At 36.6% G+C, this 13,271-nt stretch carries 11 protein-coding genes and 1 pseudogene; all 12 read left to right on the forward strand.

Translation table 11 applies throughout. From position 1 onward, the window contains the following. Positions 1-47: 47 nt before the first annotated feature. The 12 genes and pseudogenes from JDW14_03510 (at position 48) to ftsZ (ending at position 13,222) form a co-directional block, all read left to right on the forward strand. Complete coding sequence (locus JDW14_03510) at positions 48-425, forward strand: hypothetical protein (protein QQD66181.1); 378 nt, start codon at positions 48-50, stop codon at positions 423-425. Positions 426-597: 172 nt separating this feature from the next. After that, positions 598-777, forward strand: a pseudogene (locus JDW14_03515) (hypothetical protein). Positions 778-1,844: 1,067 nt separating this feature from the next. Then, positions 1,845-2,276, forward strand: a complete 432-nt coding sequence (gene mraZ / locus JDW14_03520; protein QQD66182.1) for a division/cell wall cluster transcriptional repressor MraZ — start codon at positions 1,845-1,847, stop codon at positions 2,274-2,276. 24 nt (positions 2,277-2,300) lie between these two features. Continuing rightward, the gene (rsmH, locus tag JDW14_03525; protein ID QQD66183.1) at positions 2,301-3,239 is read left to right on the forward strand and encodes a 16S rRNA (cytosine(1402)-N(4))-methyltransferase RsmH; all 939 of its coding nucleotides are present in this window, start codon (positions 2,301-2,303) and stop codon (positions 3,237-3,239) included. A gap of 32 nt (positions 3,240-3,271) precedes the next feature. Then, a complete protein-coding gene (locus JDW14_03530; GenBank protein QQD66184.1) occupies positions 3,272-3,619 on the forward strand; it encodes a hypothetical protein in 348 nt (115 codons plus the stop codon). After that, positions 3,619-5,304 (forward strand): penicillin-binding protein 2, encoded by a 1,686-nt coding sequence (locus JDW14_03535; protein ID QQD66185.1) that lies wholly within the window; start codon positions 3,619-3,621, stop codon positions 5,302-5,304. Before JDW14_03530 ends, JDW14_03535 begins: the two co-directional genes overlap by 1 nt. A 28-nt stretch (positions 5,305-5,332) precedes the next feature. Next, positions 5,333-6,826: a UDP-N-acetylmuramoyl-L-alanyl-D-glutamate--2,6-diaminopimelate ligase gene (locus tag JDW14_03540; GenBank protein ID QQD66186.1), complete on the forward strand. Its 1,494-nt coding sequence runs from the start codon at positions 5,333-5,335 to the stop codon at positions 6,824-6,826. A 13-nt stretch (positions 6,827-6,839) separates the two neighbouring features. Further along, positions 6,840-7,790: a phospho-N-acetylmuramoyl-pentapeptide-transferase gene (locus JDW14_03545; GenBank protein QQD66187.1), complete on the forward strand. Its 951-nt coding sequence runs from the start codon at positions 6,840-6,842 to the stop codon at positions 7,788-7,790. A 17-nt stretch (positions 7,791-7,807) separates the two neighbouring features. Further along, on the forward strand, positions 7,808-9,172 hold the full coding sequence (locus tag JDW14_03550; GenBank protein ID QQD66188.1) for a UDP-N-acetylmuramoyl-L-alanine--D-glutamate ligase: 1,365 nt from the start codon (positions 7,808-7,810) through the stop codon (positions 9,170-9,172). A gap of 39 nt (positions 9,173-9,211) precedes the next feature. After that, on the forward strand, positions 9,212-10,117 hold the full coding sequence (locus tag JDW14_03555; protein ID QQD66189.1) for a cell division protein FtsQ/DivIB: 906 nt from the start codon (positions 9,212-9,214) through the stop codon (positions 10,115-10,117). A 128-nt stretch (positions 10,118-10,245) separates the two neighbouring features. Next, positions 10,246-11,688 (forward strand): cell division protein FtsA, encoded by a 1,443-nt coding sequence (ftsA, locus tag JDW14_03560; GenBank protein ID QQD66190.1) that lies wholly within the window; start codon positions 10,246-10,248, stop codon positions 11,686-11,688. Between the two features lie 265 nt (positions 11,689-11,953). Beyond that, on the forward strand, positions 11,954-13,222 hold the full coding sequence (ftsZ, locus tag JDW14_03565; GenBank protein ID QQD66191.1) for a cell division protein FtsZ: 1,269 nt from the start codon (positions 11,954-11,956) through the stop codon (positions 13,220-13,222). Positions 13,223-13,271 lie beyond the last annotated feature (49 nt).

Consider the following 13,271-nt stretch of genomic DNA (forward strand, 5'->3'; position numbering starts at 1 on the left):
AATGTCAGCGAGACTAATTTAAGATTGAAATGAAAGAGGAAGGATTTATGCGGGAGTTTACTTTGATTGAACTATTGTTATATATTGTCCCGTGTATTACGATTTATGGGGTACAGCGTTATTTGAAACCACATTTAAAATATTTTAAGCAATGGCCGATTACAATGGCGATGGTACTTATCCCTTTATGGCTGACGCTTATTTATTTGTTTGGTTGGCTCATCTTTGATTATAATTTGATTCCTTTCGTCTTATTTTTCTCTTGTTTTGTTTTAGGATTGCAACTATACGATTATGTCAAGCGAATTTCAGTGTTTACCTATCGCCAGTATTACTTACCGGCAACCAAATTATTGTTTCAGCATTTAAGCTCATTTCTCATCGGTTTAGTGCTTTTACGCATTATGACGTATTTTTGGGGATAATTCCCCAACTATACAATAGAAAAGTTACGCCTTATGAAATGTAGTAAAAGAGTCAAGTTAAGACTGAAAGTGGTAAAAATCTAGTTTGGTCTAAATTTGCTATACAAAGTAAAAATATTAATGAATTAGTGTTCCTTATACTTAGGATTGGTACTAGGAGGTTTTGGATACTATGAAGTTTGGCATTAGAAAGCCTAGTTTAAAACGTAGTTTTAAGGCAAGAACTACTGGAAAATTAAAAAGGAAAATTAAGCGTTCTATTAATCCGACTTATGGAAGAAAAGGAGTAGGTTGGATTAAGAATCCAAAAAAAGCAGCATATAATAAGGTTTATAATAAAACATCTTTTAGTGTCTCTCCTAGCAAAAGTAAACGTTCAGGTAAAAAGAATGCTAGTTCCAGAAGTAATAGTTCAGTTAAAGCTGTTCGTAACAAACAAAAGAAAGTACAGTCAAGGACTACTAGGAGTTTAGAGAATTTCTATTCTATAAGAAAAGAAAAAATAATTAGAAAAAAATGGAGTTATTGGTGGATTTTAGGTGCTCTTCTTTTTGCGAGCGTAGGATTAGTTTGTATGTTATTCGTAGCTGTAATATCAGTTATCTTTATTTATAATCATAATCAGAAACCCGAAGAAGAGATTAGGGAAGTAAGGGACTATTTGTCTGATAGTAAGCGTAAAGAAATAGTAAGTAAAGTAGAATCTTTGTCAACTGCAATGAATCGTTTGTTGAAGAATATTAATAATACTTTAAACATTGAGTTATACTTTTCATCATTCTCTGAATTTGAAAATGTAGTAAGTGAACTTCAGTACTTAATTCATGAGTATCATTTGCCTGTAAACCTTGAATTAGGTGCGAATAGTAATGGAAAATCAGAGAGTGGAGAAGACATGCACATTGACGATATTTTTGATAAATCTATTATTGCGTTTATTCAAAGATATTATGAAGATACTGAAAGTAAAGCATCTAAATTGAAGACAGAAAAAGGATATTTAAATAAAATGTCACGAAACAAGGAAGAACTTTTACAGTACAGTGAACTGTTGTCAGTAGAACATATAAGACTGATTGATGAGTTATGGAAATCATATAGTTTAACTACAACGATATAATATCAAAATGATTTTATTGAATTATAAAAGAATTAGCTGAAAGAGATTTTATTTAATCTCATTTTTCATCGGTTTAGTACTTTTACGCATTATGACGTATTTTTTGGGATAATTCCCCACTTTTATGAATAAGCAAAACCTTGATTTAATAAGGTTCTTCACTACCATTTTATGTGGTAGTGATTTTTTTTACACTATTTTTGGAAAAATGTGGTGAAAAGTGGGGAGATGTGGTAAACTATAAACGTGGAATAATATTCGCTTGTATTCGTTCTATCGAGTTAAGGAGGTGACGTGTCGTGCTTATTGGGGAATTTCAACATAATATTGATGCCAAAGGCCGACTAACGATGCCTGTTAAATTTCGTTCGGACTTAGGAGAACGTTTTATTGTCACTCGTGGATTAGATGGGTGCTTATTTGGTTTTCCAATGTCAAGTTGGGATATTATTCAAGATAAGCTAAAAGAATTACCGATAGCGAAGAAAGATGCACGTTCTTTTACACGATTTTTCTATTCAGCTGCCACTGAAGTAGAATTTGACAAACAAGGACGTATTAATTTACCGAAAACTCTAATTGAATTCGCCAAGATTGATAAGGAATGCCGTGTGATCGGCGTCGCAGACCGTATCGAGATTTGGAGTGGCGAACAATGGGAGAATTTTGCTGCAGTAGCACAGGAAAGTTTTGAAGATATTGCAGAAGAGATGATTGATTTTGGATTTTAAGAAGATGATTGAGGAGCGTGTACAATGACTTTTGAGCATTTGACCGTATTATTACATGAAACAGTCGATGGCTTAGTCGTTGACCCCAACGGCATTTATGTGGATTGCACATTAGGTGGTGCAGGGCATGCGAAATATATTTTGTCTAAATTAGATAAAGGGCATTTATTTGCTTTTGACCAAGATATTGAAGCGATTGAAAATGCTAAAATAACACTAAAAGACGAAGTAGCCGCTGGGAAAGTAACCTTTATTCATCAAAATTTTAGACAGATTACGAGTGCCTTACAGGAGCGTGGTATTTCAGCGGTTGACGGCATTTATTATGACTTAGGGGTGTCATCACCACAATTAGACCATGCCGAACGTGGCTTTAGTTATCATCAAGAAGCATTATTAGATATGCGTATGAATCAAGCGTCAGAGTTGACTGCTTTAACAGTGGTCAATGAATGGTCGTATGAGCAATTGGTTAAAATTATTTTCCGTTATGGCGAAGATAAATTTGCGAAACGTATTGCTCGTGCCATTGAAAAGCAACGAGCTGTCGTTAAAATTATGACGACAACAGAATTGGCTGAAATTGTTAAGCAGGCGATTCCAGCTGCAACGAGAAGAACGGGTGGTCACCCAGCTAAACGAACGTTTCAAGCGATTCGCATAGCAGTAAATGATGAATTAGGTGCACTAGAAGATTCAATGCAACAAGCAGTGCGTTTATTAAAGCCTAAGGGACGGATTAGTGCGATTACGTTCCATTCATTAGAAGACCGATTTGTGAAACAATATTTTAAAGAGTTGAGCACTCCACCGGAAGTGCCACATAATTTACCGATATTACCAGAACAAAGTCAAGCAGACTATCGATTGGTAACACGCAAACCGATTTTGCCAACGGAAGAAGAGTTGGCAGTGAACAATCGTGCACGCAGTGCGAAACTACGAATAATTGAGAAAAATTAGCTTTAATTTAGTTTAGTAAGGGAAGTGAGAAAATGGCAACGAGAATAGTTGATTCAACTGTCTATAATGATAGTGTTAGTAGTGCCATTTCAAAAGTTCGTGTGAAACGACTCTCACTTTCGCTTGCTGATAAAGTAGTGCTAACGGTGTCATGTGCGATAGCGATTGTCTTAATTGTGGCAAATATGCTCGTCCAAATGGATACCAAAATAACTAAGACAGCTATTGCTAATACAGAGATGAATACGGCTCAATTACAGGCACATACAGACTTGTTGCTTAATAATTTAAGCAGTCAATACAATTATGAAGTAATCAAAGAAGCAGCGAAACAAAATCAGATGACAATTGATTCGTCGAGAGTGAGGTCAGTTGATTAATGGAACAAAAGAATCAAAATATAAAATTAGTTGGATTATTGGCAGTGCTTGTATTTAGTCTTTTTACTTTGCGTATCGCACAATTAAGTATTTATAAAACAAGTAATGGTCAAGATTTAACGAGTTATTCTGAAACTATCCAAGAGAGAAGTAGTATTACGCAAGCAAGACGTGGGACGATTTTTGATAAAAATGGTCAACCGATTGCCATGGATACTACTTCTTATTCATTGTTTGCGATTTTGCGTAATGCAGACGAAAAGATGATAGTAAAAGATTATGACTATACGGCAAAAGAGTTGTCAAAATATATTGATTTATCTCGTGATGAATTATTGCATTTATTACTCAATCCAGATGTTGACCAAATAGAGTTTGGTTTAGCTGGAAAAAATTTATCAAGAGAAGTAAAAGAACAAATTGAGGCAGCCAACTTACCGGGGATTTTCTTATACAGTGAAACCATTCGCCAATATATTAATGATGTATATTCATCTCATTTAATCGGTTTTGCGACACCATTATTATCGGATACAGAGTTTGGTGAAGCAGAAATTTTAAGTGGGCAAATTGGAATTGAAGCTGCCTTTAATGAACAATTAAGTGGTGCCAAAAATTATCAAGGGCAGCAAAAACAAGACTACTTATTAGGTGAAGATATTTATTTAACATTGGATTCTCGTCTGCAAAATCATTTAGAAGACTTATTGACTGATGCACAAACGATTTATCAACCAAAGGAAATGGGTGCGTATTTAGTTGAGCTGCCAACTGGAAAATTATTGGCAGCAAGTCAGCGTCCAACATTTAATTTGAATACTCGTGACGGAATTGATAAAGAATGGCGAAATTTGTTAGTAGAAGAGGCATTTGAACCAGGTTCAACAGTTAAAATTTTGACGATGAGTTTGGCATATGATAATAAAATCTTCAATGACAAAGAAAAATTCCATTCCGGTTCGATTGAAGTATATGATAAAATCATTAAAGACCATAATGTTGTTGGTTGGGGGGATATTCCTTTTGCAGAGGCATTGCCACGTTCGAGTAATACCGGTATGGTGACTCTAGCCAAACGACTTGGAGATGAAAAGTGGGTTGAATTATTAGGGAAGTTTCGTTTTGGAACTTCGACAGCATCTCAATTAAATAATGAAAATGAGGGCAAGTTCACATTTGACGGGGCAGTATCTCGTTATATGTCAAGTTTTGGACAAGCATTTTTAGCTACACCAATGCAGTTACTTCAGGCTTATTCTTCGGTAGGAAATAATGGTACAATGGTGAAAGTTCAGTATATTGAAGGTGCAGGTAATCAAAAAGAACAGTACAAAACCATTAATTTAGGTTCACCGATTTCTAAAGCAGCAGCTAATTATGTCTTGGGTTTAATGGTGGATACTGTCGAAAAAGATTATGGGACAGCCAAAGCGTTTAAGACACCTTTAGTGGAAGTGGCAGCCAAAACAGGTACGGCAGAGATTGCTAATGAGGCTGGTACAGGTTATTTGACGGGCGAAAATGATTACTTACATTCGGTTGTAGCGTTCTTCCCGGCAGAAAAGCCACAATATATGATGTATTTATTTATGAAACAGCCGACTAATACGAATGGGTTGATTGGTTCGCAAATATTAGCGAAGATTTTTCATCCGTTTTTAGAGAAAATTTTAGTGAATCAATAATTGATTGCAAATGGAAAGAAGGAATTGCATGAATGCAGTGAATTTAATCAATAAAATACAGACAGCGATTGTTTATGGAGAGCCATTAGAAAATAAACAAATTGAGTCATTAGTGCATGATACACGTCAAGTATCGGCTAATAGTTGCTTTATTGCAATTCGTGGAGAGCGTTTTGACGGACATCAAGCAATCGAAGCAGTAGTGGCTGCTGGAGCAACGGTAGTCATTGTAGAAGAATTACAAGAATCATGGTTACAATTACCAGTGTCCATAGTGGTAGTAAGGTCAACATTTCGTGCACAAGCAATGTTAGCGAATGCTTTTTATGGAGAACCGTCCACTAAGTTGAATGTGGTCGCAATTACTGGTACGAATGGTAAGACGACAACAAGCTCGATGATTAGTGAGTGGTTGATGACTCTCAATCGCAAAACAGGCTTACTGGGCACTTTGCATTACAAAGTAGACCAAACTTACTATCCGGCAGTTAATACGACTCCTAATGCTTTGGAGTTGCAGCGATTATTCAATGAAATGGTGGAAGTCGGTTGTGATGATGCGATTATTGAGGCATCATCACATGCGTTGCAATTGGGTAGATTATGGTACACCGATGTTGATTGTGCGATTTTTACAAATTTAACACGAGAACATCTTGATTTTCATCATACAATGCAAGAATATGCGTTTGCTAAAAGTTTATTGTTTGCACAATTAGGGCAACAATTTCATAATGGCAAGCCTAAAGTAGCGATTGTCAATGCAGATGACCCATACAGTCATATTATGACTCAAGCAACTGCTGCTGAAATTGTGACATATAGTACGCAGCATACGAATGCAACAGTTTATGCAACGGACATTCAGATGAAACAACATCACATGACATTTATCCTACATGATCGAGATAAAGAATATGACATTAGTTTAAAGATGATTGGTGAGTACAATGTCTTAAATTACTTAGCAGCCTATTGTTGCTTAGCTTATTACTATCAAATTGAACCACTACAAATTATCGCAGCAGCTGATAAATTTAATGGGGTTATGGGGCGAACGCAGATAGTTGATTGTCAACAACCGTTTCAAGTGGTAGTCGATTTTGCTCATACTCCTGATGCGATTGAAAATGTCTTATCGACAGTATCTAGCAATAAAAAAGGTAAGCTTATTACGTTAATCGGACATAGTGGGGGCAATCGTGATAGTGGTGCTCGACCAGAGATTGGTGATATTGTATTTCAATATTCGGATTACATCGTGTTTACGGCTGATAATCCACGTCATGAACCGGTGCAAAAGATTTGCAAAGAATTAATCGGTGAGCATACTGAAAAAGACTATGTGATTATTGAAGATAGAATCAAGGCAATTCACTATGCTTTAAGTATTGCACAACCTAACGATAGTGTTGTTTTTGCTGGAAAAGGTGGCGAGTCTTATCAAGTAATTGGTGATGAGTATGTGCCTTTCAATGAAGTAGAAATAATTGAACATTATTTACAAAAAGAAAAACAATAATGGAGGAATTAGATTGGAATTAGTATTACCATTATCCGTCAGTTTTGCGATTACGGTATCCTTGATGCCATTTTTCATCGGATACTTTAATTACAAAAAGATTGGACAAACGACAAGAGAAGAAGGGCCAAGTTGGCACGAAGTGAAAACTGGTACACCAACAATGGGGGGAACGGTATTCGTCTTTGCGATATTGGTGACTTTATTGATTACGGCTTGGTTGATGAAATTATTAAATGGCACAACTTGGATGATTTTATTAACCTTTTTATTATTCGGAGGCATTGGCTTTGTCGATGATTTTATTAGTATTTTTAAAAAGCAAAATGAAGGATTGACAGCAAAACAGAAATTTATTTTGCAATTAATTTTTTCCGGTTGCATTATATTAATTGGAGTGTTCAATAATGTGGTGATTACGATTCCGGTTTTTATTGCACAAATTAACAATCCGATTATCTTAATTGCATTCTCGTTCTTTTGGATTACTGGATTTTCAAATGCTGTGAATTTAACTGACGGTTTAGACGGTTTGGCTACTGGGCTTAGTATTATCGCTTATAGTGCTTATGCTGCTATCGCTTTTCATGAAAATAATACGACAATTGCTTTAGTTTGTTTAACGGTTGTCGGTGCTTTATTAGGTTTCCTTATTTATAATAAAAAGCCAGCTAAAATCTTTATGGGTGATGTTGGTTCGCTTGCTTTAGGTGCTGGATTGGCAGTCATTTCAATTTTGCTCAACAATCCTTGGAGTTTACTGATTATCGGTATTGTATTCGTTATCGAAACAGCGAGTGTTATTTTACAAGTATGGTCATTTAAAACGACTGGCAAGCGACTGTTCAAAATGAGTCCAATTCATCATCATTTTGAAATGAGTGGTTGGTCTGAAACGAAAGTTGTAAATGTATTTTGGCTAGTTGGTTTGATTGCAGCAGTATTATATAGTGCAATCTTTTAGGTGGAGGCATTGATAAAATGGAATATAGTGCATTAAAAGATAAAAATGTTTTGGTACTTGGTTATGCAATGACTGGAAAGAGCGTGGCAGAATATTTATTAAAAGCCGGTGCGAAAGTGACGATTAATGATCGTAGTAATCTTATGGAAGATGCGAGTATTCAAGCATTTATCGAGCAAGGTGCAACGGTTATTGGTGGCGAGCACCCATTATCATTAGTCGATGAAACGGTTGATTTTATTGTCAAGAATCCAGGGATTCCTTATTCCAATCCGCTTTTAGAAAAGGCACAATTATTAACAATTCCGATTTATACGGACGTTGAATTGTTTGCGTGGGCGAATCCAGGTGTATTAGTGGGGATTACTGGAAGTAATGGTAAGACCACAACTACCAGTTTGGTTCATTATATTATTCAATCAAGCCCAGTTACTGTTCATTTAGCTGGAAATATTGGGATTCCGACTTTATCGGTGTTACCAGAAGTGAAAGCAGATGATGTGGTCGTCATGGAATTATCGAGTTTTCAATTAATGGGAACAGAGCAATTCAAACCCCATATTGCAGCGATGACAAATATCTTTTCAGCTCATTTAGACTATCATGGTACTAAAGAAGACTATGTTGACGCTAAGTTGAATTTAGTACGCAATCAAACGGAAGAAGACTTTTTAGTCTATAATGCTCATTCAGCTGAAATTGTTAAAGGGATTGCAGTAAGTAAAGCTCAAAAAATACCGTTTGCGATAAATAATTTGAATGATACGATTCGTGAGAATGGTGCGTATTTTGAAAATGGAATTATCTTTTTTAAAAAAGAAGTCGTATTAAATCAATCGGATATTCAAATTCCAGGCGAACATAATATTGAAAATGTACTGGTTGCTGTTGCGATTGCGAAGTTATTGAATTTATCGAATGACACGATTAAAGCAGCGGTGCGTACTTATTATGGAGTTCCCTACCGTATTCAACCATTGGGTACGTTCAATGGAGTGAGTTATTTTAATGATTCAAAAGCCACGAATACACAAGCAACCATTACGGCACTAAAAAGTTTTGAACAACCACTCATTTATATCGGTGGTGGTTTAGATCGTGGTAATGAATTTGATGAATTAATCCCTTACTTAAAATATGTTCAAGCAGCCTATTTATACGGTGAATCGAAAGAAAAAATGAAACGTGCTTTTGATACTGCAAATGTTCAAACAGTTGTACTTTGTGATGATTTAGTAATGGCGACCGAGCAAGCAGTGGAAAAAGCACAAGCAGGTCAAGTGGTTTTATTTTCACCTAGTTGTGCGAGTTGGGACCAATTTAAAAATTATGAAGAACGTGGTGCACTCTTTACGGAGCATGTGTTAAAATTGAATAAGTAAACTGTTTAATTTTACGATTTTTTAGAAAGGAGCATGGCGATGCCGAATATATTTGAAGATGATTTGATTGTCGAACAAAAGAAAGTGAATAATATACAGAATCATCGTCAAGGTTCTCCGTCTAATCGTAGGCCACGACCGAGAAATCTTACGCATTTGCAACCTGTTCAAAGGCAAAAAATCAATTGGACAAAAGGCTTACCTAAAGGGCGAGCTGAATTATTTTCGGTGACGGCGATACTGTTTATGGTCATGTGGCTATGTGGCTGGCAATTACTGCCATTCAATAAGGTCAATCATCTAGTGGTAGGAAATACACGTTTCGCTCATGCGAATGAAGTAGTAGCGGCATCAGGTATTCGTTCATTGGATTCCGTCAAAGAAGTGATAGCGAATCGAGAGAGTATCGAAGAACAAATCGTTCAAGCTAATCCGATTGTATCGAACATCGTTTTTCAGCGAAATAGTTGGAAACAATTGGATATGGTGGTGAACGAACATCAAATAGTAGCCATTGTACAAGACGGCACACGCTATTTTCCTTTACTTGAAAATGGGGATTTATTAGATGTTGAGTTAAATGCTACTCAAGTTAAAAGTGATTGGCAAAAAGTTCCATTAATCGACCAAGTATCACAACAAGGGAAATTAGTGGCAACGGCACGTGCACTTAAAAATATTAATGCCGAAGTATTGGAAAATATCGCAGTTGTGCGTATGTCAACAGATTTGAATAAACCGAATGGGTTAACCTTAATGATGAAAGACGGAATGTTGGTTAAAGCCATTAATTCTACCTTGGCAGAAAAAATTAATAAATATCCTAAGATGCGTCAGTTAGTTGGAAATCAAGCTGGTTTAATCAATTTAGAAGTAGGAGCTTACTTCACACCAGAAGTAGCGAATGCTAATAGTATTAAGTTAGATAATAATTTAGATAATTAAAAATATTTTACTAGGTCATTTGATGATTTTTCTTCAAATGATTTCTTTTTTGTGTTAAAATTGTGGAGAACTTATAGTAGAAAACTCCTATTATAACAGCGAAAAATAAAAGAGGGGGTTACTTTTGAATGAGAAATCATGAAAGGTTTGTGAGTTTGGATATTGGTACCACATCGATTAAGGTAGTTGTGGCTGAATATATTAATGGACAAATTAATATTATTGGAGTAGGAAACGAAAAATCGAGAGGTCTAAGCCGTGGTGTCATTGTCGATATTGATGAAACGGTTTATTCAATTCAACAAGCTGTTGCACAAGCACAACAAAAGGCGAATGTTCAAATTAAAGAAGTTTCAGTGGGCATTCCAAGTAATAAACTAGGATTAGAATCATGCCATGGAATGATTGCTGTTTCAAGTGAAAACCGTGAAATTACTAATCGTGATGTGGATAATGTGATTACAGCAGCTAAGGTACGTTCAGTTGCACCAGAGCGTGAAATTATTTCCGTTATTCCGGAAGAATTTATTGTAGACGGCTTTACTGGTATTCGTGATCCACGTGGAATGATTGGTGTGCGTTTAGAATTATATGCGACACTTTTAACAGGGCCACGTACGATTATTCATAATATTAAGCGTTGTGTTGAAAAAGCGGGTCTTGAAATTAAAGAATTAGTCTTGCAACCACAGGCAATCGCAGAAGTGGCACTTTCTCAAGATGAACGTGAATTTGGTACGGTGATTATTGATATGGGTGGTGGACAAACATCTGCATCAATTATTTATGATAATCAATTAAAATATTCTTTCGTCGACCAAGAGGGTGGCGATTTTGTAACGAAGGATATTTCGATTATTTTGAATACATCGCTTGAAAGTGCTGAACGCATTAAACGTGAGTATGGTTTTGCTATCGCAAGCCAAACTTCAGATGAAGAATATTTCCCAGTAGAAACGGTTGGTAAAAAAGAACCTGTCCGTGTAGATGAGCGTTATTTAGCAGAAATTATTGAAGCACGTCTATCACAAATTTTTGAGACAATTCAAGAAGATTTAGGTGCTGTTGATGCACTGGATTTACCAGGTGGTTTTGTTTTAACTGGTGGTGCAGCGTCCTTACCAGGTGTCTTAGATTTAGCACAAAAATATTTTGGTAGCAAGGTACGCATTTATATCCCTGAACAAATGGGAATGCGTAATCCAGTGTTTACGACGAGCATGGGAATGATTGAGTATGTAGCTGGCTTGGACGATGTACATCGTATCGCTCAAGGTACATATCGAGCAGGACAAGCACGTACACCACAAGCATCGATGCCAAACCATGATGCAAGTGCTGATTACTATCCAACAAGTACCGGTGGTGCACGTAAAATGGATCGTCAACGAGCACAACAGCCGATACGGCAAGAAACTAGTCGTCCAAATGAAGCTGATTATCATCAATATGATGAATCATATAGCAATTATGAGTACGATGATAATCAGGACAATGATTATTACGAAGAAGTACAAGACGGCTCACTAGGCTCTAAAATAAAATCATTCTTCAATACATTTTTTGATTAAACATAGTGTGACAATGAGCGTTATGAAATGAATCACTGGAGAAAGTCGTTGGCGTGCGAGGAACGCACAGAGAAGACTTTTGAAGTGGATGTCATTTCAGCTCATTGGAACCGGAATAAACATAGTGTGAGAGAGGGTGTTCTGGCTTGAATCACTGGAGAAAAATACCGGAGTGCGATGAACGCACAGAGGGATTTTTTGAAGTGGACGTCAAGCCAACCCGAACGAGCCGGAATAAACATAGTGTGACAAGGAGGAAACATTAATGGAATTATCATTTGACTCAACAATGAACCAAACAGGTGCAGTAATTAAAGTAATTGGTGTTGGTGGTGCTGGTGGGAACGCAGTCAACCGAATGATTGTAGAAAAAGTTCAAGGCGTTGAATTTATTGTAGCTAACACTGATACACAAGCATTGGCTGGTTCAAGTGCAGAACATAAAATCCAATTGGGACCAAAAGTTACTAAAGGATTAGGTGCAGGTTCATTACCAGAAATTGGTCAGAAAGCTGCAGAAGAAAGTGAAGAGCAAATTCGTCAAGCATTACAGGGTGCAGACTTAGTCTTTGTTACTGCTGGTATGGGTGGTGGTACTGGAACAGGTGCAGCACCAATCGTAGCGAAAATTGCTAAAGATTTAGGAGCTTTAACAGTAGGGGTAGTTACACGTCCATTTACATTTGAAGGTCCTAAACGTGGACGCTTTGCTGCTGAAGGTTTGAAAAATTTAAAAGAAAATGTAGATACATTGGTTATTATTTCAAATAATCGCTTAATGGAAGTGGTTGACCGTAAAACACCGATGTTGGAAGCATTTAGCGAAGCAGATAATGTATTACGTCAAGGGGTACAAGGTATCTCTGATTTAATTACAGCACCTGGCTATGTTAACTTGGACTTTGCAGATGTTAAGACTGTTATGAAAGACCAAGGTACAGCTTTAATGGGTATCGGGGTAGCAAGTGGTGAAAATCGTACAGCTGAAGCAACGAAAAAAGCTATTTCTTCACCATTATTGGAAGTATCAATTGACGGTGCAGAACAAATTTTATTAAATATTACAGGTGGTTCAGACTTGAGCTTATTTGAAGCACAAGATGCGAGTGAAATTGTGGCGAATGCATCCTCTGGTGATGTTAACATTATCTTCGGTACATCAATCAATGATAATCTAGGTGATGAAGTTATCGTTACTGTTATCGCAACTGGAATTGACCAAGAAAAAAATGAACGTAACAAAATGAATAATCGTCAACCACGTTCACCATTTGCGTCTAACCCGCATACTTCATCAAATGATGCACCGATGAGTGCTCCAGCACCGTCTTATGAAAGTGCACCACGTCGTCAAGAAGAACGTGACTTATTCAGCAACTGGGATATTAAACGTGAACAAAATACTCGTGATGTATCCAGTGAAGTACCGGCAAGAACATTTCAACGCAATGACCAAGATACAAAACGAAAGGCAGAAGTTGTAGAAGAAGATGAGTTGGATACACCACCATTCTTCCGTAAAAGACATCGTTAATAAATTAGGCTTAAAAAACCACTGGTAAGACTGGTGGTTTTTGCTATAA

The sequence above is a fragment of the Aerococcaceae bacterium zg-252 genome (genome assembly GCA_016237705.1).
In the GTDB taxonomy this organism is placed as follows: domain Bacteria; phylum Bacillota; class Bacilli; order Lactobacillales; family Aerococcaceae; genus Globicatella; species Globicatella yangjingiae.